Below are 24,632 nucleotides of genomic sequence, written 5' to 3'. Positions count from 1 at the left end.
TAACCCTCATTAAGAAAACTGTATATATATGATTTTATTAAATAAAAAAATAAATTAGATTTTCGCTGCTTTTTTTATTAAGTTTAGATAACATACTTAATAGTGAAGAATAATACTTTTTCTCAAAGGTGCTGAACGTGTTCAACTTCCATCAGGCCAGTAAAGGGGTCGTACTGGCGAACGGCCATCGTGGATACTCCAGTAAGTATCCCGAAAATACGCTTTTGGCATTTGATGGCGCACGCCTGGCTGGAATGTCGAGTATTGAACTCGATGTGCACATGACTAAGGATGAGAAAATGGTGGTTATTCATGATTACCGCATTGACAGAGTATCGGATGGCTCTGGTTATGTGGCAAATATGACTCTCGACGAACTGAGAACGTATGACTTTAGCGCCAGCGCTTCCTCCGAAGAAGGAAAGGCTGCCATACCGCACCTGGATGACATTTTTGACTGGGCGATCAGGCACGATATGGGTCTTGTCGTAGAGATAAAACAGCGCTGTCGTCTTGACCGCTTTATTGAAAGATTCACCCAATTGGTGAACACCAGAACCGGCATTATCGAAAGAATGCAGTTACTGGGGTTTAACCATGTACTGCTTAATCAGGTCAGGAACAGTGTTCCGGGTCTGAAGATTCAGACAGTCTCACTTGAACGTTATAAAAATCAGCTTGAAGCTATTCTCGGTTCGGGTGCTGATTGTGTTTGTCTTGAATATGAACATACACATATAGACGATCTGAAGGCCTATAAGCAGGCGGGATTAGGTGTACGCCTTTACCTTACTCCGGGCAAGCTCGGTCTCGATACGCTGGAGTACTACCGTTTTAAGTTCGGGCATGATGTCCGCAGCGAGATACTGTTCTGGATGAAGGAAGGTCTGATTGACATGGTCAGCCATGATGATGTCCTGTATGTCAAAAGACTCATCATAGACGCCGGGTTAAAATGTGCTTAACCATTTGATGCCCGTATATAGGAATTATCATGAATTTAGTCAGTGCACCTTTAGAACTGAGCGCGACGCAGCGTAATCTGATCGACCTGATCAGGAATCATGGCACCGTTACACGGGCCGAGCTCAGTCGCCTCTCAGGACTGACTCCGGGAGCTATAACACAGCAGTGTCGTGAACTGATTTTTACCGGGCTGATTATCGAGGGTGAGCCTGTACATGATGGCAAGCGTGGTCAGCCTTCTTTACCCCTGCGCCTGAATCCAGCAGGGGCCTGCTCTGTAGGCGTTTCCTTCAGTCCCGGGTTTATTGATATTGCCGTCGTTGACCTAAGCGGAAAACCGCTCATACAGGTTTCAGAAAAACATGCTGAAAACCGTGAAATAGCCCATACGGTCAATCAGGTCATACAGATGGTTGCCGGTGCACTTAAAAAGAAACGTTTAAGTAACTCACGAATACTGGGCATTGGATATGCCGTTCCGGGATTCCTGAAAAAAGACGGCCGTAAAAGACAGACAGTAGTATGGCTTGATACCTGGAGGGAGGTTGACCTTCAGACGGTTTTTGCTGCAGCGTTACCTTACCCGACCTGGGTAGAAAACATCGTAAATGCTTCTGTCATTGCCGAATATTACTCCGGTAATCACAGTAACATTTCTGACCTGGTCCTTATTGATCTGGGTTACGGAATTGCTGCAGGCATTATTGCTGACAATAAGCTTCTGAGTGGGGGGTTTTCGAATGCCGGAGAACTTGGAATGAGTTTCCCACTCGAACTGCCAAGGCCTTCTTATAAAGATTTGCTTATCACTCTGGAGAAGGCCGGTCTGGATCCCGATGAACTTGATGGCCTTGCTTGCAGCGGGAATAAGGTTATTGAGTGCTGGATAGCGCGTGTCAGTGAACAACTGGAACCCATTATATTCAGCTGTATCCAATGGCTGGACCCTGAAGTCATCACGCTGGGTGGCGCGATGCCTAAAAAAATCGTCGGCCGGCTGGTGAAGGAGCTCAGGCTGAGAGTCAGCGGACGATTAGAGCCGTTACGGCCATCAGCACAAATTGAAGCTTCTGCTTTCAGTAAAGAGGGTGCGTCACGCGGGGCAGCAATGCTGCCTTTATATTACACACTGAATATAAAAAAGTAGCAGTGCCGGATTAGTTTTACTCTGGTGTAAAGGGTACGCCGGCCCGTATATCAGTAAAAGAGGATGGGATATGTCACGTGATTTTGTCAGTTACGCCCCGGATGTGGGAAGAAAATTTTCATCCTCCGGGTGTCCTTTACCTTTTGCGGGTAATACATTTCTTGGCCACCTTGAACAGCAGGGGGAAGGATTTGAGACTTTTGATACAATTCTTAATGTATACAGAGAACTGCCGGAAACCCGTTTTTTCAGGAAAATGACGGCCCTTCCATCCAGCAGTTACCACATTACGCTTTTTACCGGTGTAAACGAGTGCGATCGTCATTCAGGCCCATGGCCAGCCGGTATATCTCGTGAGCTGGCGCTGGAGGAGCTTAACAGATGTTTTCTGGATAAACTTAATTTACGTCAGCCAGGCCTGTCTGAACGCTTTGATTTCATAGTGGACTCAGACGCACCATTACCGGGAAGAAATGATAATTTTTTCATCCCGCTAAAACCGGCCGATCAAACCACACACAACCGTCTTCAAAAAATAAGAGATGAGTTGTCAGAAATAACGGGTATTCGTCGCGACGATCATTGCTCCTATCAGTACCATATTACGCTCGGGTATCTTCTGCAGACGCTTGATGGAGCGGAAATGTTGGAGTATAGGGAAAAAAGTATGGAGTGGAGAGAAATGATTGCGAAGGCTGGTAACATTACCATTCGGGAATTTGAGTTCTGTACCTTACGGGACATGTATTCATTCCGAAGAATTTGCACAATCTAGTACTTTTATTAATTCTCTGACAGTACAGCCTTAAGATGATCTGAAAAAGAGATACCCTGTTGAAAAAATGAAGAATATCTTTCAATGTCGCTTTTGCAAAATTAAGGTTTTCTGGGAAGGAGAAATAAATGAGGTGGCTTTCTTTAATCAGGCCTGTCTTGATTTTGTCGGGGAGTGCAGGCTCTCCATCCTGTAATCTTATACTTAATAAATGTGATCAGATTGCTTCAGATATTGCTGCATCATGGGTAGGGATATCGCAGGATGAACTGCTGATTGCATGGGGTACGCCGCAATATAGCTTGAATCGGAGTGCCGGATGTAGCACACTGACTTACCTGTATAACAGGCCTGTAAATGAATATGGTTTAACAACGCGCAATCATATGCCGGATTATGAAACCTGTGCTCATGTTTTTTTTGTCGAGCAGGGCATACTAACAAAATGGCTTTCGACAGGTGGTCTTTCTAACAAAAGGCAGAAAATTGAACTGCAGTAATACAGCAAGTATATGAATCAGCGATTCATTTTATACTTTGCAAATCTGTCGATGTATTACTGAAAAATTTCGTCTTTAATTAAGGGGCCGCTCAACGATTTTAACATTGAGCCGTCACAAAGCTGCGCGGCGCCATAGAAAAATGCATGTAGAGATGTGGAGTATTAAAGATACTAAGAAACTTTTTATTTTATTAGATTCAGCCTGAGCAATATTAAACCCTCTGGTTAAAGGGGTGTTATGTTGAAAAGTAACTGAAGCTATGAGAATAAAATATCTTAATTTATAAATAATGATTTAAGGGAAATCATATGCGGTGCATTTATTTAATTATTCCTTTATTAATACTGACTGGATGTGCAGGCTCTCCACTCGGCAACCTGATTTTTAATAAGCGTTATCAGACCAGTTCAGATATCGCTGCATCATGGGTAGGGTCGTCGGCAGATGAACTGGTAATGGCGTGGGGACCGCCTCAAAACAGCCAGGCTCTGAGTAACGGAAGCAGCATACTGGATTACCAGTATAACTGGATTGTAAATGGATACGATTCAAGTATGTGGAACTATATTCCTGAATATGCAAACTGTGATAAGCGATTTCTGGTTGAGCAAGGGATAATAACAAGATGGTATTCATCAGGTGGCTGCCCAAAAAGACCTGAAGGGGCAAAATTGATTGATGGAAGTATACCGGTACCAAAACCAACTCTTTAGTAAGTCTTGCTCTTATCTGGATTTAATATGGAGAAAGCTTACATAATCCGGCAATTACTGGGAGAACATCAGTTAAAAACGGGCTTTTCAGTATAAGAAAAAACTTTGACAAAACTTCGGTGGTAATTTGTCATAAAAATTCAATCAACTCAGGAAATATCATAAGGTCAATATTATGAAGATTTATGCGGCAGCAATTTCATTTATGCTACTTGTTTCAGGATGCAGCTCCTTCAGCGGTGAGGATAAGTTTACCCGGAGTTATGTTTCAGCTCACATCACGCCTAATAAAACGACAGAATCTGAGGTTAAGGCTCTCTATGGCACACCAGACAGACAGACATCACATTCAGACGGTAGTTACGTATGGTCGTTTAATAAGGATGGTAACATGAGTTCGCTTTCAAAAGCGCTTTCATACATTCCCGGAACCTCAGCACTAAGCGGCGCCATGACTAGTGCCACTATAGCACAGAACACCAAGGATGATATAACTTCTGTTTCTGATAAAGTAACCGGAAATTCAGAGCATCGTAGCGACTCTTTGACAATTTACTTTACCAAAAACAAAGTTGTTTCTGACTGGATTATGTAATTAAATTATGAGCTAATTGAGAAAATAAAAATCATTCCTGACTCATTATTTTTATTTTTTAATTCTCATTCGCTCGTATCCGCCCGCTCTTCCGCCTGGCATCTTACCGTTAGCTGGCGGGAGCGAAAATAGTAAAGTTAACTTTGGCTGGCGATGTAGGGATTCGGTATGGATGGTATGCGTCATGACTGGGAATAAAATATTCTGCATAACTTCTGGGTTCAGGATTATAAATTCACCTGTCATAAGTTTTTTTCTAACAGCGCACATTAATAGAATGGTTTTCGCTAGGTGGCAATCCTGAATATAAGGGAAATGAAATAAAGGCACCTGGCAGGGCATTAATCAAGAATTTATTACCACTATGTAATATATGGTGCTGTTTCTTGAGTGAATTTACCTTTAAGAAGGCCTTAAAAAATGTGTGAACGGATTAATAAAATAGCTGTTACTATTTCAGCTGCCTGGCTGCTATCAGGATGCTCTACCCTGGCTCCGGAGCGGACGGCAGCAGCAAATCTTATGGGAAAAAACATCAATGAAGCCTACAGGGTTTTCGGTAATCCATTGTTTGTTAGTACAGAAACAAGTGTCAGTACGGAAAGTAAATTTTACGGACATAATTTTTATCAATTTTACTTTAAGGGACTTGAATACGATCAGGAAAAGTTCAACGGTTCTTATATGGATACGTCACAAGGCCGTCAGGTTCTGGTTAATCAGTTCGAAACACAACATGTGCAGGAGTCATGTAGAGTTGGATTCTGGGCTGATCCCAAAACGAACATAATCGATTACTACGAAGTCAAAGGTAACTGTGGATTAGGAGGCTGGGGATTCGGTACAACCGGCATATTACATTATTGGGGAATAAACTGACCTGAATACCTGCTAGACTTCAAATAAAAACCATTACTTAAAAGGAATACTTATATCAATAATCTTGACCATTTAACGATGAGCTAAATATGTTGCTGGTAGACCATTGGTAATTAGCAAATAAAATTTAACATGAATAATCTGGAGTTAAAATCATGAAAAAAATTATCTGTATTTCAGCTATTTCTTTTCTTTTAAGTGCGTGTACTACGATGTCTCCTGATCTCGCAATCCCGATACTACAGGCTGATACTTCCAAAATGTTAGGCCTGGGGTCTTCCGATGAGATAACTGTGACTAATGTTTCCATGTCTAAGCCTGACGCGCTCGGGTCTCAGGTGATATCGTATCGCGCAACTACTGATAAGGGGCGTATTTTAGACTGTGAAGCCCACGTGATTCCTGGCCTTCCGTTACAGGAACCAACCGTAAGCACGCCGACGTGTAAACCGGTTAAGACCTATAACAAATAAAATCACTACTTTATAAAGTTTTCAGTAAACGCCCGGGGCGTTCATAGTCAAGGACACGCAGTGGATTAGCCGCAAGTAAACAGCATGCTGTATGCCATTGTATTTTACCCTGTACAGGTATTCTGCACGGGTGCCCCGCGCTTTTACGATCAAATATTCTCTTCATCAGGGACCTGCCCGGAAGAACACTATGAACAGACATGAAGTTACATCTGCGCTTTTCAGAAGCGCGGGATACGACGCGACTACAGGCGTGCTGGAGCTGGAGTACCGGAACGGCGCTTGCAGGCGCTAGCTTGCCGTACCGGCAAAGGTTTACCAGGCGTTCTGTGCGGCCGCAGACAGTGACACTTTTTTCAGAATCCGTATTGATGGTCGCTACTTATCTGATGCGCGGTGATAGCAGCTTTGACGACGCCTGCCTCGTCAAACGCTCCGTGCTGGCCATCGGCTGCCGGTACTTAATTAGGTAATGTCCGCTTCTGGCACAAAGCGGACATTAACATGCGCATCTGTCCGCTTTGACCAAAAACGAACGTTAACGCTTTACTCCTTTGAATCTTATTTTAGCGATTCCGCCAGCGTAACAACCCACAACTCACTGTCCGACTCCGGTTTCTTCAGTGGCTTCAGGCTAATAGTCGTGGCAACCGGCTTGTCATCAACCTTAAGCGTCCCCTGCTCCGTCACCCGATAATCCTTACGCTTCTTACCTTCAACCGGATCCTGCATCACCGCTTTCACGCCAAAGTCATTATCATTAGTGATCGCCAGCGTTTTATCGTCGATCAGCGCCAGCCCTTCGGCTTTCTCCTGCTGCCAGCCGAGCTGACGTAAATCAACCACCCGCTTTTTAGCGGCAAACTTAATGCCGCGTTTCAGCAGCGTTTTCTCGTCGTCAAACTCCGGGTATTCACCGGGCTTATCAAATGCTGAAAGCTCGGTAGCCGGGCTAAGATCCACCTTATAGACAAGGTTGCGCATCGCATCGTTTTTATCGGTGCCCTGTTCTATCAGCAGGATATGCTGATTGTCGATCGCCACGATATCGCCAATTTTTGCGTCACTGTTTTTACTGTAAGCCTCGCTGTCGATAGGGTAACCATACATCGCGGTTTTCCCGGTCGCCGGATCGAAACTCACCAGGCGGGTAAAGCGCGCCTGCTTTTTGCTTTTACCGTCGATATTAAGCGTGCTCTGCACCGCGGCAATGATACGCCCATCGGGCATGCGGGTGATCCCCTCAAAGCCACGGTTTGGCTGACGCCATTTGAGTATGTTCGGCAGACCGCCTGCGATGGATTTCTCCCCTTCGGCTGCCTGCGGCCCGTGAATCGCCAGGATTTTACCGCGCTCATCTACATTAATCAGGAACGGACCATACTCATCGCATAGCCAGTATCCGCCCTTGCCATCCGGCGTAATGCCTTCTGTATCCAGACCACGGTTGTCACCCTGCAGCGCTTTCAGCGTATCGCTTAGCGCGACTTCATTAGTTGATCCAATGACGCCATCCTGCAACGGCAATCCGTTTATATTGCCCTTATCGTCATGCAATGGTCGGGCATCCGTGGCCTCGGCTTTGCCGTTCTGCACCCGAATATTCATCAGCAGTGGAGCGAAGTCCGGCGTGACGAATATTTTTGATTCTTTCTTACCGACATCAGGTGAGTCGGCATTGGGTCCGCGATCGGTGACGGTAACAAAGGTCAGCGCCTCCCCCTGCTTACCGGTAAACAGCAAACCGGAACCAATACCCACCGGCAGACCCTGAGGAAATGCGCTGGCGAATGCCCCGTTGTAGCTCACGCGCGTTCCTTCAGGGAAACTGACGACGTAGCTTTCAACTTTCGGCTGTGCCGCTAATGTTGATAAAGAGAGTGCGCAACCGATAAGCAGAGAAATCGCTTTTATTTTCATATTTTTATATCCGTTAAGGAAAGCCACGAGCCTAAAGAATAAAAGTGACAGAAAAATGAAATCACCGGGAAACATTGGCGGTTAACAGAGTGATTATTTTCCCGTGAGCTCAGTGGGATGGACCTGTCTGTTCAGACAAAACGATCAGGATTATGACATCAGTAAACGCAGGTGCTCTGGTCAGCGATGCTCATATTCAAAAGAGTGTGGCGGATCGCGCAGCGTTCCCCCCTCGTATTAGATTGACACTGTTATATCCCGCAAAAGATGTTTACATTTGTTCAGCAAAATTATCGGCCGCTCAGCAAAGCGTGAGCGCAGGGAAGAATCGTGGTTATCGTCATCAAACTCACACCGCAAACAGAGGCAGAGATTGTATGAGGGAGATTGCACCTGATGGAATAACCGGGATGCCATCACGAACGGCAGCGTATCTTTGCCGTCAGATTGCTGGTCTGGTCAACGTCGGAAGACTGAGCCCGGAAACCTGCCAGCGCATCTTTGCTTTCTGTGGTATCAGCCCCTCCGATTCGCAGTGGCGTCAGTTTCTTATCCCGGTACTTTGCTGTCTGGGATTGCTGTCACTGGTTGCAGGTGCGGTGTTTTTTATTGCCTGGAATTGGGCCTGGCTGCCGAAGATGGCGAAATTCGCCCTGACCGAACTGCTGATCGTCGCGCTGGCGGTAGTGGTCTGGTGGCGCTGGTACAGCACGCTGGCACGCAGCGCATTGCTGGCAGCAGGATTAAGTTTCGGTGCTCTCTTTGCGCTTTACGGACAGATTTATCAGACGGGTGCGGATAGCTGGGAGCTATTCCGGGCCTGGTTATGCATTCTTCTGCCGCTGGCGCTGATTGCCCGGCAAAACAGCCTGTGGTTTTGCAGCTGGCTGGTCGCTAACCTGGCGTTCCAGCTCTATTACACCGCCACGTTGCCGACGTCACTGCTGGAGCTCGCCGTGTCTGACAGCTTCTTCTGGCTCCCGACGACAGTGCTGCACGTCTATCTGGCACTGCTGGCAGCCTGCCTGATTATCAGGGAATTTCTGGCCTGTCGGGCAATAACGCATCATCCTGAGAGCTGGCTGGCAAGCCGCTGGTTCTCACGCGTCATGGCCGGATTTTTACTGCTGCTGCTGACCGCCATCGTGGCCGGAAATATCTCTGACGGGCACGGTGCTAACCACTTTACGTTAGTCACGGGCGGCTGGGTGGCCACCCTGCTGGCAGGCTATTACCTGTACCGTTATCGCCATGTTGATCTCTGTATGCTGACGCTGGGCATCACCAGTCTGACAATTGTGGGCTGCGCACTGATCATGCAGTTATTCCTTGTAGCCTATGTTACGGCTGACCTGTATCTGACCGGCGTTCTGATGATTTTCTGGGTGGCGGCAAATGGTTCGATCCTGCTGAAGTGGCAGCGCAAACTGGCTGAAAAGGGACCGCTCGATCAGGCTCCGGCCGGGCTGACCTTCCTGGCAGATGCCCTGCGTCATCAGGGTCTGCTGAGCGACGCACAGATTAGGGAGATTCAGCAACGCGGTCACGCATCCAATCTGCCCTGGTATCTGAGGCTGGCGCTGAGCGTCGGAGGCTGGGTCGCCGCGATCATCACTCTATTACTGATGGCGCTGGTGCTCTATAGCACTGACCTGCTCGACGACCCGAATGCTGTGACCCTTATCGGGCCTTCACTGGTCCTCGCCGTGATTGCCCGCGGCCTGTTACGCAGCGATCGTGACGGTAAGTATCACCTTGGGCTGGCATGGGCCATTGCGGCGACGTGTGGGCTGGTTATCGGCGTTGTGTTACAAATCCAGAGCGATGACGTCAGCTTTATGATGCTGAGCTCACTGTGCGCATTACCGATTCTCGCGGCGATGGCGGTGGCGATGCCTGACAGCACTTACCGATTTATGGCCATCACTGCCCTGACTTTTTTTCTGGTGCTGGCGGGCTATTTACTTTCCCTGCTCTACCTGTCGCCAACGGCAGGCCGCGTTGCTGTTTCCCTGCTGGTGGCAGCGGTGATGTTTTTGTGGCTGTGGATTGTCAGTCATCAACTGAGATTACTGGCAGGACCCTATGCTGACGCCGTGCATCCCCTGCTGTATGGCATCCCGGCGGGTCTGATGGTGCTGAGTTCACTCGGCATAAACGCGGCGGTTCTCATGAATTTACTCTGGTCTTCTGCGCAGTTTTCTATGCTTCCGCCTGCGACAGGCACCGGTATTGCGGCAGGCTTAGTGCTGAGTGCGCTCAGTCAGAAAAAGAGCAGTCAGCCGCTGTTTTCGATCATCACGCTGCCCGCCGCCGTTATCTGCGGGGCTGCCGCCCTTTATGCGCCGGGTATCGGGCTGGGATTGTGGTTAATTCTGATGGCACGTTATCAGGGAAGTCCGGGATTGCTGGTGGTCAGTGGCGGGTTCATGGTGCTGTATGTCATTGGCTGGTATTACTTCCTGGAAGTGCTGCTGCTGCATAAAGCGCTGTTGCTGCTGGCTGGTGGTCTGATTTTGCTGGGGCTGGCGTGGGTCGTCACAAAAGTGTTACCCGCACAGATCGGAGGTGCGAGTGAGAACGCGTAAAAAGAGCCGATGGCTGACAGGCGCGGTGATAGCGCTGGCGCTGGTGACCGTTAATGTCAGCATCTGGCAAAAAGAGCAGTTGCTGAAACAGGGCGCGGTCATGATATTACCCCTTGCGCCGGTTGACCCGCGCTCCCTGATGCAGGGTGATTACATGGCGCTGAATTATGCCCTCACCCGACCGCTGGAGCAGATCCTGTATCAACAGGCGGTGGCCTGCGGCGCAACCCGGTCAGCGCCATGCCTGCCCACCAGCGGAACTCTGATTGTGTACCTCGATGCGCAGCGTCATGCAACTCAGGCCCGGTTTGATCAGGGTGAGCCGCTACAGACGAATCAGCTACGGGTAAAATACCATCAACACTCCGGCTCGCTGACCGTCGGCACCAACGCTTATTTCTTTCAGGAAGGTCATGGCGAGCGTTTCACGCAGGCACGATACGGGGCATTTCGCGTGGGGAGCGACGGCACAGCACTTCTGACGGATCTGCTTGATGAACAGGGAAAGGTGATTCAGCCTTAGCTATGCAAGACGCTCGCTGAACAGCACAAAACAGGCTGGCAGACGGCCTTGATAGCTTTTACTAAAAGGGTTTCTGTAACAGCGCATCACGATGCCTTCGCAAGCCTTCGACCATCGTTCTGGCCTGGTTAGCTTAACCCGTCATAGCCTCAGCTGAAAAACGGGCAATACGCTTTCAAAGCGCCATGCTGCTAACAATGGGAGAATTGAATGCCCGCTATGTGCCAGAAGCGGACGCTGAAGCCGTAATACCATCTTTGCATGATGTAACAGATGACGGTATGTGCATATTTTTCGTAAGGTAAACAGAATCTGATCAGGAATTTATTAACCAGTAAGGATAACTGCCTATGCTAACCCCCACACTTACAACAGATCGGTTGCTTTTAAAACCATTAGTCGCCGAAGATGCTAAGCAGATCCAGACGCTTTATCCTCGCTGGGAAATAGTCTGCTATATGGTGGCATCGGTCCCCTGGCCTTATCCAGAGAATGGTGCAGAAAATTACGTCAATAACGTTGCTCTGCCTGACATGGCGAAAGGAATTGCATGGTTCTGGACTATCAGAAATCGTGAGATACCAGATAAAGTTATGGGCTTGATCTGTCTTTACGATGAAGAAGATAACAATCGTGGATTCTGGCTCGCACCGGAATATCAGGGTCAGGGCTATATGCGTGAGGCTAGTATTGCGGCTACAGATTACTGGTTCAATGTGTTGAATAAACCGGTGTTACGCGCACCTAAAGCAGCCCTTAACCGCCGCTCTCAGCGTATTTCGGTCACTAGCGGAATGCGGCCTATCAAAACTGTCAAGAAGGAGTATGTCAGCGGCCTTCTGGATTCTGAGCTTTGGGAAATCACCCGCGATGAGTGGAATGCTCTAAGAGTTCAATGATACCGGTAATACAAAGTCCGCTTTCCGCTCATTACGCACGGTAAGCAGGCTGCTGAGGCTAACCCTGCCTTTCGCCATCAGACCCTGGCCGTCAGGCCCGGAACGCTTAGCGGTTCGGCAGAGCTTAGCGGCACTGCCGGTTAGCGCAGTGGAGCTCGACGACCCGGCAACGCCGGGGAGCTGAAGGGGGCCATGTTCCGGCAGTTGGTTGTTTGAGAAGCTACCGCGAACTATTAACCGGCCGCACACTGAACGCTCTCACAGCATTACTGTTTTGCAGCCGAACGATATTGAGCAGTTTCCTTAGCTGTTAAGGTCTCGTCTGTAGCTGTTCTGGCAGTACCTCCTGAAATATCTGTATTTCAAAGGTTCGCTAAAGTTAGTTCAGAATCGTTAAATAATATCCATCAGAACATCCCTCTTAATAGTCAGCATAATTATACAGAAATGAAATTTTCGCCTTTTTTCTTAAATTTATATACGCCACTTTTTTTTGTTGATAGAAAACCACTTTAATAAGAGTGTAATGTGTGTATGTTCATGAAAAGAGCAAACCATTAGCAGATTAATTATTAGCCTTAAATTTTATATACACTCAATGACCTGACAAAGAATTAACACCTCCGATGTCTCCGCTCAAATTCAAATGAAAACATCCTAAGACACCGATATACGTTTCATTACACTCCTGTGATTTTAATTTTTAATGAATTTACCTTTAATCAAATGGCTCATTACTTACGGGATGGGCCGCGATTATCTCATGTATTTCTTACCTTTAAGGATGGATTATGAGACACAAAAAACTAACTCTTGCTTTAGGTCTTTTTGTTCTCTCTGCGGCGCGAATTTCTGTCGCCGCACCGTTAATTAACGAACCGCTTACTGACCACTTCTCCCATACCTTCGTACTTATTAGCGATGCGAATGGTGGTGACGGCGGTAACGGCGGCTCTGGAGCCAATTCTCCAGGTGGCCCGGGCGGAGATGGCGGTAATAACAGCGGCAGCGGTAACGGGAACGACAACGGTAATGGTAACGGCACTGGCAACGGCTCAGCTAACGGCAATGGTTCCGGCGGTGGTGATGGCGGTGATGGTGGTGGTGACGGCGGCGGCGCGTAATCAGGCTGTTAAATCTTACTAAAAATGGTCGCCTCCGGAAGGCGGCTATTAATTAAAGGATGGAAATTTTATGTCAAAGCTGCTCAACACTCTGATTCTCATACCGCTTTCGGCAGGACTTCTTTTTTCCCTTCCAGTCTTCAGTCAGACACTGCCGCAGGGCGCTATCCAGCTGTCTGACTGTGAAAGTCAGAATGGACAGAATGGGAACGCCACTTCACCCAACGGAGAAAATGGTAAAAATGGCGTACCAGGCACCGGTTGTCTGAACGGAGGTAATGGCGGTAACGGCGGTAACGCTGGCACGGGTTCCAACTCAGATGGCGGAAATGGCGGAAATGGCGGAAATGGAGGCACAAACGGAGCCGATGGAGGGAATGGTGGCAACGGAGGAAGCGGGAATAATTCACCCGGCGGTGATGGTGATGGTGGCGACGGTGGCGGTGATGGAAACGGGGGAGACGGAGGGAATGCCGGTTCTGGCAGCAACGGAGATGGCGGCGACGGCGGTAATGGGGGGGAAAACGGCGGAAATGGTGGAAACGGAGGTAATGGTGACGGATCAGGTAATGGCGGAAACGGCGGCGATGCCGCTCCAGGCGGCGTCGGCGGTCAGGGTGGCAGCGGCGGGAGTCAGGGAGGACATGATGGTTCTCCCGGGATGAGCGGAACCAGGGCATCTACGTAATTATCCGTATGCTGTTAACGCGGTCTGCCGGAGATTGATTACTCCGGCGGCCTCATGCCTGCAGACTAAACAGACAGTACAACAATGCTGATACGTCGTGCTGCAGGACCTGAACTGCAAAAGCTGATGGAGTTGCCAGCTCAGGCAAATGCCAAACCTCCCTAAAAAACACCGGATTGTGCCAGCCTGAGCAATGGCAGCTTATCCGGCACCATCCAGCGTTCCAGTTCGTGCATCATCCCTGTCGATTTCTTTGACTGAAAACCGGCCTCTGCCCCGAGTCGCCATAATGGCTGTCCAGCCATTTTCCATGTACATCTGGCTACCAGGGAAATTCTGGAATTTTGGCGTGTTAAAAGCTGATACTGCATTATGTTTCGAATGCCTTTTTGCGTCAGATTACCTACCAGTCTTCAAAAATTGCCACTGTCCGCTACAAGGCCGAGGCGCACGTTTAGCACCTTGTTAAACGTGCGCGATGAGCCACAGAGACACCTCGGATGAGATCCGCACTGAATTAACCTTTCACATTTTTTTTAATGTCCAAATGATCACTTAAAGATTAATCAGGTAGCCTGAAACGTTAGTCAGAAATATCCTTAGCGACAAACAGATTTAAATGGCAAAAGGGCTGATATGAAATCGATGAATCTGCACAACATCTACCGTTCTGCAAATGAGAATACCGTTGCGATATGGGGAGAAAATGCAGGCATTGGCGATATCAGGCAAGGGAACTACTACGATCCGGTAAAATTCGCTCTCGCAGCAGGCATACAGCCGTCTGTATCCTCTGATGTCACACGTCTGCTGTGTGAACTGCAGCAACTCACCAGAGATGATCCACTAGCCGATGTTCTGCCAGCAGACGGTTTTCATTTTACCTTTTTACCTCTGACCCTGCCGCTCTATCACGAAAACGCGTCGTTGCCCGAAAAGGTGGATCAGCTGACGGCTATCTGGACCGGACTTGATGCGAAGAAAATCGTTATCAGGAATCTCCGGCTCATTGCGTTGCCCGGTCAGTTGTTGCTCGCAGGGATCCCTGAAAGTCCTGCCGTAGCCATGCGCCAGTCATTCTGCGAAAAAGTGCTCGATTCTGACTGGAAACATGAGTTGCTGATGCGTCATTCCGGCAGCCCTTTACCGGCCCCCTTCTGGCACAGCACCCTGCTGCGCTACAACGCGGCTTTTTTACCCGTAACCTTGCGTCGCTATTTTCTGGAACGTCAGACCGTTGATTTTGGGGATGTCGCCGGAGAACTGACGCTGGCAAAGATCAACTACAACTGGACAAAATGTTACCCGTTACGGATTAACTGATGCGATGCGATTCCCTGTCAGAAACGATTTTTGTCCTGCGTTTACATGAGCGTCGCATGCGTTCAGGTCCGTTTCTCTCTCAAACCCTCCGTCAGCAGACTAAATCAGGAACTTTCTGTTTTCCAGGCTGTTCCCGTAAACTACAGGACGCAGGTTTTACTCCATGCATCCGAAAATAGGATGATAAGGCCTGCCAGGCAGAGCCGTTTTATCGTATCCATTATCGTCTGTGAATACTCCTCCATTTTGTTCTCACAAAGATGGCCCACGGCTTAAGACACTATCCGCTTCTCACACCAGGAAATAACATGCTTTTGGCAAATGTGCGTTTTACTGAAATCCTGACTCTATCGTCACTCCAGTCATGAATCGTCAACTGTTTGTTTCTCTGGATGGGCCGAAGGGCGCTGGCAAGACCACATTGCTGGAAGCCATCACGCAAGTGCTGAGGGCAGACAACATGAAAGTGATCCGACTCAGCGAGAGAAAGAGCGATCCTTTCAGGGCAGAATCCATGGCGCTGGTTAACCGGCTTGCCAGAGATCCCTCAGCAGATCTGGAAGGGGAAATCTGTCAGCGTTTTGCTTTAAGTCGTGCCTGGATTTCACAGAACGTACTGGCTAAACAGCCGCAAAACAGCGTTATCCTGATGGATCGCTGGTATCCATCAGATGCCGCGTTTCGACGGATGATTCCTTTTACAGAGGTTCTGCAGCTAAACCGTGAGCACAACGTCCGCACGCCAGATCTGCATGTCGGGGTGGTCACTGCGCCGGAAATTTCCTGGGAAAGAGCCGCAGCACGATCGCGTGGCCTGGGAAGTACGGTAATTCACCGCCTGGAAGAACATATCGCCTGCACCCGCGCGTTTGAGCAGGAAGTTGCCAGCAACGGCTGGTTTTTATGTCGCAATGAAGGGAGCATTCAAGAGGCAACGTTACAGGTGGTGGCTGAAATTCACAGCGTGATTTTTCGGTCCTGAAGAGCAAATCTGTGGGCGCGTTATCCTCTCCTCTCGGCAAATCCGTGCACACCGGGTTGTGCAGAAAAAAACACTTTATTTTACTTGTCTGAAATCAAGATTAGTCAGATTACCGCTGGCACAGACATCCCGCTTTCCCCTATAAAACTGCTTTATTTTTCATATAAGGCATAGGGAATTGCGCTACGCATCGATACCATTCAATCATAATCAACCGGGCTGGCCTGCGGGTGAGCACAGTTTTCCGCCACAGCCTGCGTTGCAGGGCGATATCACTGCAGACTGGGTCATCGTCGGGGCAGGATTTGCAGGCGTCGCCTTTGCGCGCCGCCTTGCAGACATTAATCCGAACCTGAAAATCATTATCGTCGAAGCTCATAGCACACAGCAAAGCGCATCGGCACGTAATTCCGGCTTCGTTATCGGCCTGCCGCATAATATTGGCAGCTCAACTGCCGAATTAAAAAAGGCAAACGCATACCAGAATTTGCTTCAGGAAGGCATTCGTCAGCTGGAGCAGGTTATTTCCCAGCATCATCTTCAGTGCGACTGGGAACAGGTCGGTAAATATCACTGTCAGGCTGAACGTGGTAACGACGCTATTTTAAAGGAATATGCCAGCCATCTCGATCTGATGAACGAGCCGTGGCAGATGTCAGACAGTGAGGAGCTGTACCATAAACTCGGTACGCGCTTTTACAGCAAAGGGATTTATACACCGGGCTGCGTGCTGGTTAATCCAGCACAGCTGATTGCTGGCCTGAACGCGTGTTTACCTGAGAATGTTCAGCGCTTCGATAACACACCCGTGCTGGGGATCCGTTACGGCAGCACGGCTGAAGTGCTGACACCTTTTGGGGTGATTAAATCGCCAAAAGTGATGCTGGCCACCAATGCACTATCACCAGAGCTGCGTCCGGGACTTTCGCGTCAGGCTGCCATGGCAACCTTCGCCAGCATCACCGATCCATTGACGGACGAACAACTGGCTACCCTGCCCCCCATGCAGAGCTGGGGACTCACGCCGGTTAACGCCATTGCCGGAGCGACCTTTCGTTTTACCTCAGATCGCCGTTTCCTGATTCGCCAGCATGTCATACCCGCGCTCAGGGGGCAGGTAAATGCGGCCCGGACTTATGAGGCGACCCAGCTGCATGAGCACTTATTTAAGAAAGTCTATCCAACGCTGGGCAGTGTGAAGATAACCCATACCTGGTCTGGCACCATCAGCGTCACGCGTAACGGCGCGCCGGAATGGGGTATGCTGAACAAATTTATTTGCACGGCGTGCGGCTGTAACGGCGCAGGCATTTCAAAGCAGACCGTGGCAGGCACGCTGCTGGCGGATTTCATGATGAAACAGGATAACCCGCATATTGCAGATATGCTGTCGCTGGGCAAAGCCAATATCATGCCACCCTCGCCAGCGCTGGATATCGGCATTAAATTGTCGCTGATGAAAGAGCGGTATCTGGGCCGTAAAGAGGTTTGATTGTCAGAAAGAGTAACCATAAAAGACGTTCCGGCATTTATTACTGAAGTGGTGATTGATGACATGCATGATGGCGCGACTTTATTAATCGCTTTCTGCAAAAGAAGCGCAACAAAGAACATATGATCAATTTTCCTGCTCACGCCAGTGTGTGCAGGATGTTTATTCCTGCACTGGTAGTTTATAAACTTGCACGTTTACATATTGCGCCAGGAAGTATCATAAGTCCTAGTTCCAGGCCAAAACCCCCGAATATGGGTTAACGCGCGACGTATCCAGCTTTTTACCGTGCCTTCGGGCTGTCTCATGGAAAGTGCGATCTCACTCTGTGACAGGCCACGATAATAGGCGAGCGAAAGGCTTTGTCGCTGTTCTGACGGTAACTGCGCCATACAGTGCTGAAGGCGGCGCGCTTCAGCAGGACTTTCGTCAGATAGATGTGAACGCTGAAAACCCGCTTCAGCTTCGCTAATTTCCTCAATCGAACAGCATCTGTTCTCGTGTTTGCGCAGAAAATCGATCGCTCTGTTTCTTGCTATGTGACTGAGCCAGATCAGCGGTTGACTGCGCTTGTGGTCGTAGTCGTTTGCCGACTGCCAGATTTGAATAAAGGTGTCGTGAAGGATCTCTTCTGCCCAGTCGCGCCGTCTGACCATACGCAGAATAATGCCGTAAAGCCGGGGAGAGAGGACGTGATAGAACTGCGCCAGCGCAGATTTATCGCCGCAGGCAATCTGGTTCATTAAGTCAGCCTGAATTTGAGGCACAGTTTTTGTCATCGGCTTCCCTGTTAAAGATGTAGCCACAGTATCAGTGGCTACACACCGTATAAGTAACACTTTACGGCATCAGCACGGTATCGATAACGTCGATGACGCCGTTACTCTGATTCACATCATAAGTGGTAATGTTAGCGACATTGCCCTGAGCATCTTTAAGCTGAATGTTGTGCGGGCCGTTTGCCATCACCCGCAGGGATGCGCCATTTACCGTTTTCAGCTCCGCTTTGCCTCCACCCGCTTTGATTTTTTTCTCCAGTGCTTTCATGTCCCGTTTTCCTGCGACCACGTGATAGGTCAGAACGCTGGTGAGCTTCTGTTTGCTCTCTGGCTTAAGCAGAGAGTCGACGGTGCCCTGCGGCAATTTTGCAAAGGCGGCATTGGTCGGCGCGAAAACGGTAAATGGCCCCTTCCCTTCAAGTGTCGGAACCAGACCGGCGTCCTTAACCGCCGCGACCAGCGTGGTGTGATCTTTCGAGTTAACAGCATTCTCAACAATATTTTTTGACGGGTACATGGCAGCGCCACCAACCATGACCGTATCGCTGTCCATGGATGCGGAATAGGTTGCACCGCTGAAAACTAATGCAGAAAAAAGCAGAGTTGGCAGGAATGGTTTCATTTTCACTTCCCTCATTGAGTTTGCAGACAGGGCCGATGTGCCCTCATCTGTTAATACGAATGAGTGAAGAAAACGGATGCAAAAAGTTTTAATTATTTTCTTGCGGCATCACCGGATTATTTTTGTTGTGCCGGAATGCGGGCAATCACCTTGATTTCAAAATCAAATCCCGCCAGCCAGGTGACCCCCACCGCGGTCCAGTTAGGGTAAGGCGGTTGCGGAAAAATGGACTGCTTCACCTGCATGATGGTTTCAAACTGGTTCTCCGGATCAGTGTGGAACGTGGTGACATCGACCAGGTCGTCAAAAGTGCAGCCTGCTGCAGCGAGTGTTGCCGCCAGATTTTCAAACGCCCGTTCAACCTGAGCAGGAAAATCGGGTTCGGGCGTGCCGTCAGCACGGCTGCCCACCTGACCGGAGACAAACAGCAGATCGCCTGATCGGATGGCAGCAGAATAACCATGCTGCTGATAAAGGGCATGGCGGTCAGCGGGAAAAACAGTTTCGCGCGTAATCATAGTGGTTCCTTTCATAACGCCAGTCGGCAAAGCAGGATGCGGCGTACACAGGAATGATTTAATATACGCGGCGTATGTCATATTAATCACACATACGCTGCGTATGTCAAATGATATACGAGCCGTATGTGAAAGGAGATCTCATGGCCGCTAAACGTCGCGCTGAAACAATGGAAGAGAACCGTGCAAAGCTGATTGCAGCGGCGCGCACCGCATTTGCTGAAAAAGGGTTTGCGGCAGCATCAATGGATGAACTGACGTCCAGCGTTGGCCTGACCCGTGGTGCGCTTTACCATAATTTCGGCGATAAAAAAGGGCTGCTGGCAGCGGTCGTGGCACAGGTTGATGGTGAGATGGCGCAGCGGGCTAAAGCAGCCGCATCTGGCGTGGCAGATGAGTGGGAGAAGCTGGTGGCAGAAGGCATTGCCTATATTCAGTTAGCCATGGAGGCCGAAGTGCAGCGTATTGTGCTGCGCGATGGCCCGGCGTTTCTGGGCGATCCCGCGCATTGGCCCAGCCAGAACAGCTGTCTGGCAGCCACGCGCGAAACGATTGTGAAGCTGATCGAAAGCGGAACGATCAAGCCGGTAGACGCCGATGCCGCCGCGCATCTGCTGAACAGCGCAGCGCTGAATGCCGCACTCTGGGTCGGCTCCAGCCGTGACCCGGAAAAGGCACTGCCGAAGATGATCGAGGTGTTTATCCAGCTGACGGGCGGCCTGCGCCAGAGTGATTAATCCTGAACATGGCTTCAAACAATAGCCATCAGTGCTGAAGCCAGATTGCATCATCCCGGTTGCTTTAGCCTGCATTGCGCTCAAAGTGGCTGTTCACAAAGGCACGACAGCGCGGCGAGATCGGATCGAGGAACACCTGTTCCGGTGAGCCCGACTCCTCAATCATCCCCTGATGCAGAAACACCGCTTTGTTCGATACGTCACGCGCAAAGCCCATTTCATGAGTCACGATAATCATGGTGCGCCCTTCTTCTGCCAGACTGCGGATCACCCGCAGTACTTCACCCACCAGCTCCGGATCCAGCGCAGAGGTCGGCTCATCAAACAGGATCGCTTTCGGCTGCTGCGCCAGCGCCCGGGCAATCGCCACGCGCTGCTGCTGTCCGCCGGAAAGCTGCGACGGCCAGGCGTCGCGTTTTGCATAGAGTCCCACTTTATGGAGCAGCGCTTCTGCTTCTTCAATTGCCTCTTTATGGCTGCGCTTCTGCACATGAACCGGTGCTTCAATGATGTTCTGCATCACCGTTTTATGCGGCCACAGGTTGAAGCTCTGAAATACAAAGCCGAGCTGCATTCGCATCAGCTTGATGCGACGGCGCTGCTCGCGGCTCAGTTTTTCGTCGGCGTTATCCAGCGTGACGTTCACCTCGCCGACCGCAATTTCGCCTGCCTGTGGCACTTCAAGAAACGGAATGCAGCGTAGCAGCGTACTTTTGCCTGAGCCGCTGGCACCGATCAGCGAAATCACATCGCCATCCTGCGCAGTCAGGCTGATGTCGTGCAGCACTTCGTGTCCCGCATAACTCTTTCTGAGATGACTCAGCATGATGGTGGGTGCGGTCATGAGCGTGCTCCAAAATAGTAAGGTGATAAGCGTCGTTCCAGCATCGATACGCCTTTGCTGACCAGCATGGTGAGTATCAGATAGATCACCGCTGCGCTCAGGAACACCTCCAGCGCCCGGAAAGTGGAAGAGACTATCGAGTCGGCAATGCCAGTCATCTCCATCAGGCTGATAGTGCTGACCAGCGACGTCGCTTTGATCATCGAGATGATCTCATTGCTGTAAGCCGGCAATGCCTGCCGAATCGCAATCGGTAAAGTGATGCGAGTAAAGATTTTATACGACGACATGCCCGAGACTTTAGCGGCCTCCAGCGACTGCTGACTGACGGCACGCAGCCCGCCGCGCAGGATCTCCGAGGTGTAGGCGGCATCATTCAGAATCAGCGCCAGCAAGCCGCACCAGTAGGGATCGCGCAGCAGCGGCCAGAACAGGCTTTCCCGCACCGCCGGTAAACTGCCAAGACCGTAATAGACCATAAAGATCTGTATCAGCAGCGGCGTACCACGAAACAGCCAGACGTAGAAGCGACAGAAAACGCTGCCGACACGCGTCATGCGCAGCAGGTTAAGCAGCAGCGCCAGCACGCCGCCGCCAGACAGTGAGAGCAGCGCCAGGTTGATGGTCAGCGGCAATCCTTTCAGCAGCGCCAGCAGCGTCTGCTGTAAAAACATGATATCCACGTGGACTCCTTATCCCTTCACGCGCTGTTGACCGCGCATCGCAAACTTTTCCACGTAGCGGAAAACCATATCGGAACAGGTGGTGATAATCAGGTAGATCACCGCACCCACGCTGTAGAAGAAAAAGGACATCTGGGTGGAGTTGGCTGCGGTGGAGACCTGGTTCATCGTTTCCACCAGTCCGGTGACCGAGACCAGTGCCGACTCTTTGATCACCGATTGCCACTGGTTGCCCATGCCGGGCAGCGCAGTGCGTAACGCCTGCGGCACGATAATGCGGCGAAACATCATCAGCCGCCCCATGCCGGTCACGGTCGCCGCTTCCAGCGTTCCGCCGGGAATGGCGTAGAAGGCGCCACGGAATACCCCGCTCTGATAGGCACCAGAGATCAGCCCGATGGCAATCGCGCCCGCCACAAAGCCGTTCACATCGAACGGTCCCTGGAAGCCCAGCGCGGTGCCCACGGTGGAGACCACCTGTCGTCCACCGAAGTAGAAGAGGTAGATCACCAGCAGTTCCGGCACGCCGCGAAACAGTGTGATATAGCCTGCCGCCAGTCGCTGCTGCCAGCGCGAACCGGCAATCTGTATCCAGCAGAGCACGCTGCCCAGCAACGCACCCAGCAGCCAGGCGCATATCGATACGCTGACGGTAACGGCGGCGGCATTAAGCAGCACGCCACCCCAGCCCTCATCCCCGAAGCCCAGTATCTGCCAGTCAATATTCATCAGCATCAGCGGTTACGCTTTCGGCGCGACATCTTCGCCAAACCATTTGATCGACAGTTTGCTCAGCGTCCCATCTTTGATCATGGCGTCCAGCGCCTGATTCAGCACCTGCTGCAGCTCACTGTTGCCTTTACGCAGACCAATCGCCGAGCCTGCGCCCAGCACGCCACCGGAGAAGCCATAGCCGCTGCTGCTGATCGACTCAGCATGTTTTTTCACAAAGGCGTTGAGGTTGGTACGAGACGCCATGACGGCATCCACCCGGCCATTCATCAGGTCGGCGAAGGTTTCAGGACCCGCCTGATAGGTGCGGATAGTGGCAACATCGCCCAGGTATTTTTGAAGGAAATCCGCCTGAATGGTGGCGACCTGCACCGCAATGGTTTTGCCTTTGAACGTGGTTTTCAGATCGTCGATTGCTTTTTTCATGCCGGCGTCATCATTCGCCGTCACAATCGTGCCGCTGCCTGGCAGCGTGGCCAGCGGGCTTTTTTTCGCAGTCACAAAGCTGGAGACGCTGACGGTGTACTGATGGGTAAAATCGATCGCTTCAGCACGTTTTGGCGTTACGGTCACCGCATCGATCACCGCATCATATTTACCGTCGATAAGACCTGGGATCATGCCCGACCATTTCTGGGCGATGATTTCATATTTAAAGTCAGCACGTTTAGCCAGTTCCGCCACCATATCCGGCTCATAGCCGACGATTTTGCCGCTCGGTGTGGTCTGGTTGAACGGAGGATAAGCCGCTTCAGTCGCAAACTTCAGGGTGCCGAAATCTTTCGCCTGGCTGAACGCGGAAGTGGCGAGCAGCGCGACGGTCAGAGAAGCCGTGAACAGGCGGTTACGCATCATCATATAAACCTCATTTATTTATTATTAAGAGAGTAAATCAATTGCAAGGCGGGTCAGCGCCTGCGTCCCGGCGGTAATGCTGCGTTCGTCCGGCTGATAGTCGGAGTTATGCAGGTGATCGTCACGGCCCGGCGTGGCCGATCCAATATGAATCTGGCAGCCCGGTACCCGTTCCGTGAACAGTGAAAAATCTTCGGCACCAAAGCTGGCGCTGGGCTGCGCAATGATGGGTTTATCAAACTGATGCGACAGAATCTGTTCCAGTGAATCGATCAAACGATCGTCATTCATCAGAGGCGGCACGCCGCGCTGGAAGTTAACCTCCACCCGTACGTTTTGCGCCAGCGCCACCCCTTCGCACATCCGTTTAAACGAGGCTTCCATAGCAGCGCGTACTTCCGGCGACTTAGTCCGGATGGTGCCCTGAAACAGGCAGCTATCGGGAATGATATTGTGGGTGGTACCACCCTGAATGTGCCCGATGGTTAATACGGCGGAGTAAGCGGGATCGCGTTCACGCGAGATGAGGGTCTGTAGCTGGCTGATGAGATGCACGGTCGCGATAATCGGATCGGTGCCCATGTGAGGACGTGCCGCGTGGGTCGATACGCCATGTACCGTAACGTCGAATTCATCACTGGAGGCGGTGCTGGCCCCGCGCGTCAGGGCGACTTCCCCCGCAGCCAGTTCAGGCTTGTTATGCAGGGTCACGGCCCAGTCGATGCCATCTGCCGCGCCGTCCGCAATCATCGCCTCAGCGCCACTTTCTGGCGTCTCCTCCGCGGGCTGGAATATCAGCCGGACCCGGCCTTTGAGCTGCTGACGATAGTGCGGCAGGATCGTTGCCACACCCAGCATCGTTGCGGTGTGAATATCATGCCCACAGGCATGCATTTTTCCGGGATAGCGGCTGGCAAACGGTAAACCGGTCTGCTCATGGATTGGCAACGCGTCCATGTCGGCGCGCAACAGCAGCGTCTTACCCGGCTCTGCGCCGTCGATATCCACCACAACACCGCTGCGACCAACGCCGGTGCGGGGATTGAGTCCCAGCGCCTGCAGATACTCTGTGACCAGGCTGGCGGTACGCAGCGTATCAAAGCCTAATTCCGGATGCGCATGGATATCACGTCGAATCGCCACTAACTGCGATTCAAGTTCATTAACTCTGGCTTTTATTTCCCCGGCCAGTCGTGCTTTTTCCTGATTCATAGCAGCCCCGGCAATATGCGATCGGCACTTTGCTGCCGACCGCTATTTTAATCTTATCCT

26 protein-coding genes are annotated in these 24,632 nt (G+C 50.6%); 16 read left to right on the top strand and 10 right to left on the bottom strand.

The features are described 5' to 3' along the window. Positions 1-137: 137 nt before the first annotated feature. The 7 genes from N1689_RS09580 to N1689_RS09550 all read left to right on the top strand — a co-directional run bounded on the left by N1689_RS09580 (position 138) and on the right by N1689_RS09550 (position 5,578). Positions 138-965 (top strand): glycerophosphodiester phosphodiesterase family protein, encoded by an 828-nt coding sequence (locus N1689_RS09580; protein WP_260058702.1) that lies wholly within the window; start codon positions 138-140, stop codon positions 963-965. A gap of 29 nt (positions 966-994) precedes the next feature. Continuing rightward, the gene (locus tag N1689_RS09575) at positions 995-2,113 is read left to right on the top strand and encodes an ROK family transcriptional regulator (RefSeq protein ID WP_260058701.1); all 1,119 of its coding nucleotides are present in this window, start codon (positions 995-997) and stop codon (positions 2,111-2,113) included. A gap of 70 nt (positions 2,114-2,183) precedes the next feature. Further along, positions 2,184-2,888 carry a DUF1868 domain-containing protein gene (locus N1689_RS09570; RefSeq protein ID WP_253418027.1) on the top strand — a complete coding sequence of 235 codons (705 nt, stop codon included), beginning with the start codon at positions 2,184-2,186 and terminating at the stop codon, positions 2,886-2,888. Positions 2,889-3,016: 128 nt separating this feature from the next. Further along, positions 3,017-3,388, top strand: a complete 372-nt coding sequence (locus N1689_RS09565; RefSeq protein WP_253418025.1) for a hypothetical protein — start codon at positions 3,017-3,019, stop codon at positions 3,386-3,388. 311 nt (positions 3,389-3,699) lie between these two features. Then, positions 3,700-4,104, top strand: coding sequence for a hypothetical protein (locus tag N1689_RS09560; protein ID WP_253418023.1), 405 nt, complete (start codon positions 3,700-3,702; stop codon positions 4,102-4,104). A 175-nt stretch (positions 4,105-4,279) separates the two neighbouring features. After that, on the top strand, positions 4,280-4,699 hold the full coding sequence (locus tag N1689_RS09555) for a hypothetical protein (protein WP_253418021.1): 420 nt from the start codon (positions 4,280-4,282) through the stop codon (positions 4,697-4,699). Between the two features lie 420 nt (positions 4,700-5,119). Then, positions 5,120-5,578 (top strand): hypothetical protein, encoded by a 459-nt coding sequence (locus N1689_RS09550; protein WP_260058700.1) that lies wholly within the window; start codon positions 5,120-5,122, stop codon positions 5,576-5,578. A 1,034-nt stretch (positions 5,579-6,612) separates the two neighbouring features. On the opposite strand, the gene N1689_RS09545 is transcribed toward N1689_RS09550, so the two are convergent. Further along, complete coding sequence (locus tag N1689_RS09545; RefSeq protein ID WP_260058699.1) at positions 6,613-7,971, bottom strand: esterase-like activity of phytase family protein; 1,359 nt, start codon at positions 7,969-7,971, stop codon at positions 6,613-6,615. Positions 7,972-8,348: 377 nt separating this feature from the next. Here N1689_RS09545 and N1689_RS09540 point away from each other — a divergent pair, with 377 nt between their 5' ends. The 5 genes from N1689_RS09540 (at position 8,349) to N1689_RS09520 (ending at position 13,770) form a co-directional block, all read left to right on the top strand. Further along, positions 8,349-10,559, top strand: coding sequence for a DUF2157 domain-containing protein (locus N1689_RS09540; RefSeq protein ID WP_260058698.1), 2,211 nt, complete (start codon positions 8,349-8,351; stop codon positions 10,557-10,559). Further along, complete coding sequence (locus N1689_RS09535; RefSeq protein WP_260058697.1) at positions 10,546-11,082, top strand: GDYXXLXY domain-containing protein; 537 nt, start codon at positions 10,546-10,548, stop codon at positions 11,080-11,082. Before N1689_RS09540 ends, N1689_RS09535 begins: the two co-directional genes overlap by 14 nt. 350 nt (positions 11,083-11,432) lie before the next feature. Next, positions 11,433-11,981 (top strand): GNAT family N-acetyltransferase, encoded by a 549-nt coding sequence (locus tag N1689_RS09530; RefSeq protein WP_260058696.1) that lies wholly within the window; start codon positions 11,433-11,435, stop codon positions 11,979-11,981. 791 nt (positions 11,982-12,772) lie between these two features. Then, positions 12,773-13,105, top strand: a complete 333-nt coding sequence (locus tag N1689_RS09525) for a hypothetical protein (protein ID WP_260058695.1) — start codon at positions 12,773-12,775, stop codon at positions 13,103-13,105. A 278-nt stretch (positions 13,106-13,383) separates the two neighbouring features. After that, positions 13,384-13,770: a hypothetical protein gene (locus tag N1689_RS09520; RefSeq protein WP_260058694.1), complete on the top strand. Its 387-nt coding sequence runs from the start codon at positions 13,384-13,386 to the stop codon at positions 13,768-13,770. A 184-nt stretch (positions 13,771-13,954) separates the two neighbouring features. Here N1689_RS09520 and N1689_RS09515 read toward each other — a convergent pair whose 3' ends face one another. Further along, on the bottom strand, positions 13,955-14,098 hold the full coding sequence (locus N1689_RS09515) for a hypothetical protein (protein ID WP_260058693.1): 144 nt from the start codon (positions 14,096-14,098) through the stop codon (positions 13,955-13,957). A gap of 331 nt (positions 14,099-14,429) precedes the next feature. Between N1689_RS09515 and N1689_RS09510 the strand changes: the two genes are divergently transcribed. From N1689_RS09510 to N1689_RS09500, 3 genes are all read left to right on the top strand, one after another. Then, positions 14,430-15,116, top strand: coding sequence for a hypothetical protein (locus tag N1689_RS09510; RefSeq protein ID WP_260058692.1), 687 nt, complete (start codon positions 14,430-14,432; stop codon positions 15,114-15,116). A 364-nt stretch (positions 15,117-15,480) separates the two neighbouring features. Next, on the top strand, positions 15,481-16,098 hold the full coding sequence (locus N1689_RS09505) for a dTMP kinase (protein ID WP_260058691.1): 618 nt from the start codon (positions 15,481-15,483) through the stop codon (positions 16,096-16,098). A gap of 178 nt (positions 16,099-16,276) precedes the next feature. After that, complete coding sequence (locus N1689_RS09500) at positions 16,277-17,590, top strand: FAD-binding oxidoreductase (RefSeq protein ID WP_260058690.1); 1,314 nt, start codon at positions 16,277-16,279, stop codon at positions 17,588-17,590. A 197-nt stretch (positions 17,591-17,787) separates the two neighbouring features. Here the strand turns inward: N1689_RS09500 and N1689_RS09495 are convergent, their stop codons facing one another. The 3 genes from N1689_RS09495 to N1689_RS09485 all read right to left on the bottom strand — a co-directional run bounded on the left by N1689_RS09495 (position 17,788) and on the right by N1689_RS09485 (position 19,509). Beyond that, positions 17,788-18,333 carry a sigma-70 family RNA polymerase sigma factor gene (locus N1689_RS09495; protein WP_260058689.1) on the bottom strand — a complete coding sequence of 182 codons (546 nt, stop codon included), beginning with the start codon at positions 18,331-18,333 and terminating at the stop codon, positions 17,788-17,790. Between the two features lie 97 nt (positions 18,334-18,430). After that, the gene (locus N1689_RS09490; RefSeq protein ID WP_260058688.1) at positions 18,431-18,991 is read right to left on the bottom strand and encodes a fasciclin domain-containing protein; all 561 of its coding nucleotides are present in this window, start codon (positions 18,989-18,991) and stop codon (positions 18,431-18,433) included. Positions 18,992-19,107: 116 nt separating this feature from the next. Further along, positions 19,108-19,509 carry a RidA family protein gene (locus N1689_RS09485; protein WP_161736101.1) on the bottom strand — a complete coding sequence of 134 codons (402 nt, stop codon included), beginning with the start codon at positions 19,507-19,509 and terminating at the stop codon, positions 19,108-19,110. A 143-nt stretch (positions 19,510-19,652) separates the two neighbouring features. Between N1689_RS09485 and N1689_RS09480 the strand changes: the two genes are divergently transcribed. After that, positions 19,653-20,246 carry a TetR/AcrR family transcriptional regulator gene (locus tag N1689_RS09480; RefSeq protein WP_161736100.1) on the top strand — a complete coding sequence of 198 codons (594 nt, stop codon included), beginning with the start codon at positions 19,653-19,655 and terminating at the stop codon, positions 20,244-20,246. Positions 20,247-20,310: 64 nt separating this feature from the next. Here N1689_RS09480 and N1689_RS09475 read toward each other — a convergent pair whose 3' ends face one another. The 5 genes from N1689_RS09475 to N1689_RS09455 are packed head-to-tail and all read right to left on the bottom strand — an operon-like array spanning position 20,311 to position 24,572. Then, on the bottom strand, positions 20,311-21,090 hold the full coding sequence (locus N1689_RS09475; protein ID WP_010246775.1) for an ABC transporter ATP-binding protein: 780 nt from the start codon (positions 21,088-21,090) through the stop codon (positions 20,311-20,313). Next, positions 21,087-21,773: an ABC transporter permease gene (locus tag N1689_RS09470; RefSeq protein WP_161736099.1), complete on the bottom strand. Its 687-nt coding sequence runs from the start codon at positions 21,771-21,773 to the stop codon at positions 21,087-21,089. Before N1689_RS09470 ends, N1689_RS09475 begins: the two co-directional genes overlap by 4 nt. Positions 21,774-21,782: 9 nt before the next feature. Next, entirely contained in the window at positions 21,783-22,508 is a 726-nt protein-coding gene (locus N1689_RS09465) for an ABC transporter permease (RefSeq protein ID WP_202605044.1), read from the bottom strand. Between the two features lie 6 nt (positions 22,509-22,514). Then, positions 22,515-23,363 (bottom strand): transporter substrate-binding domain-containing protein, encoded by an 849-nt coding sequence (locus tag N1689_RS09460; protein WP_260058687.1) that lies wholly within the window; start codon positions 23,361-23,363, stop codon positions 22,515-22,517. 21 nt (positions 23,364-23,384) lie between these two features. Next, positions 23,385-24,572, bottom strand: coding sequence for a M20 family metallopeptidase (locus tag N1689_RS09455; protein WP_253417848.1), 1,188 nt, complete (start codon positions 24,570-24,572; stop codon positions 23,385-23,387). Positions 24,573-24,632: the final 60 nt, after the last annotated feature.

Source organism: Pantoea sp. XY16, assembly GCF_025153065.1.
Taxonomy (GTDB): Bacteria; Pseudomonadota; Gammaproteobacteria; order Enterobacterales; family Enterobacteriaceae; genus Pantoea; species Pantoea alfalfae.
Note: the sequence above shows the minus strand (reverse complement) of the source record. Positions and strands in the feature narration are given on the sequence as shown.

What these genes read in the sequence shown, in the direction of transcription:
- N1689_RS09455 (WP_253417848.1), bottom strand. Translation starts at nt 24,572, where the DNA reads ATGAATCAGGAAAAAGCACGACTGGCCGGGGAAATAAAAGCCAGAGTT.
- N1689_RS09575 (WP_260058701.1), top strand. Translation starts at nt 995, where the DNA reads ATGAATTTAGTCAGTGCACCTTTAGAACTGAGCGCGACGCAGCGTAAT.
- N1689_RS09505 (WP_260058691.1), top strand. Translation starts at nt 15,481, where the DNA reads ATGAATCGTCAACTGTTTGTTTCTCTGGATGGGCCGAAGGGCGCTGGC.
- N1689_RS09530 (WP_260058696.1), top strand. Translation starts at nt 11,433, where the DNA reads ATGCTAACCCCCACACTTACAACAGATCGGTTGCTTTTAAAACCATTA.
- N1689_RS09570 (WP_253418027.1), top strand. Translation starts at nt 2,184, where the DNA reads ATGTCACGTGATTTTGTCAGTTACGCCCCGGATGTGGGAAGAAAATTT.
- N1689_RS09485 (WP_161736101.1), bottom strand. Translation starts at nt 19,509, where the DNA reads ATGATTACGCGCGAAACTGTTTTTCCCGCTGACCGCCATGCCCTTTAT.
- N1689_RS09515 (WP_260058693.1), bottom strand. Translation starts at nt 14,098, where the DNA reads ATGGCTGGACAGCCATTATGGCGACTCGGGGCAGAGGCCGGTTTTCAG.
- N1689_RS09560 (WP_253418023.1), top strand. Translation starts at nt 3,700, where the DNA reads ATGCGGTGCATTTATTTAATTATTCCTTTATTAATACTGACTGGATGT.
- N1689_RS09480 (WP_161736100.1), top strand. Translation starts at nt 19,653, where the DNA reads ATGGCCGCTAAACGTCGCGCTGAAACAATGGAAGAGAACCGTGCAAAG.
- N1689_RS09475 (WP_010246775.1), bottom strand. Translation starts at nt 21,090, where the DNA reads ATGACCGCACCCACCATCATGCTGAGTCATCTCAGAAAGAGTTATGCG.
- N1689_RS09490 (WP_260058688.1), bottom strand. Translation starts at nt 18,991, where the DNA reads ATGAAACCATTCCTGCCAACTCTGCTTTTTTCTGCATTAGTTTTCAGC.
- N1689_RS09520 (WP_260058694.1), top strand. Translation starts at nt 13,384, where the DNA reads ATGGCGGTAACGGCGGTAACGCTGGCACGGGTTCCAACTCAGATGGCG.
- N1689_RS09540 (WP_260058698.1), top strand. Translation starts at nt 8,349, where the DNA reads ATGAGGGAGATTGCACCTGATGGAATAACCGGGATGCCATCACGAACG.
- N1689_RS09525 (WP_260058695.1), top strand. Translation starts at nt 12,773, where the DNA reads ATGAGACACAAAAAACTAACTCTTGCTTTAGGTCTTTTTGTTCTCTCT.
- N1689_RS09555 (WP_253418021.1), top strand. Translation starts at nt 4,280, where the DNA reads ATGAAGATTTATGCGGCAGCAATTTCATTTATGCTACTTGTTTCAGGA.
- N1689_RS09565 (WP_253418025.1), top strand. Translation starts at nt 3,017, where the DNA reads ATGAGGTGGCTTTCTTTAATCAGGCCTGTCTTGATTTTGTCGGGGAGT.
- N1689_RS09545 (WP_260058699.1), bottom strand. Translation starts at nt 7,971, where the DNA reads ATGAAAATAAAAGCGATTTCTCTGCTTATCGGTTGCGCACTCTCTTTA.
- N1689_RS09510 (WP_260058692.1), top strand. Translation starts at nt 14,430, where the DNA reads ATGAAATCGATGAATCTGCACAACATCTACCGTTCTGCAAATGAGAAT.
- N1689_RS09495 (WP_260058689.1), bottom strand. Translation starts at nt 18,333, where the DNA reads ATGAACCAGATTGCCTGCGGCGATAAATCTGCGCTGGCGCAGTTCTAT.
- N1689_RS09550 (WP_260058700.1), top strand. Translation starts at nt 5,120, where the DNA reads ATGTGTGAACGGATTAATAAAATAGCTGTTACTATTTCAGCTGCCTGG.
- N1689_RS09460 (WP_260058687.1), bottom strand. Translation starts at nt 23,363, where the DNA reads ATGATGATGCGTAACCGCCTGTTCACGGCTTCTCTGACCGTCGCGCTG.
- N1689_RS09465 (WP_202605044.1), bottom strand. Translation starts at nt 22,508, where the DNA reads ATGCTGATGAATATTGACTGGCAGATACTGGGCTTCGGGGATGAGGGC.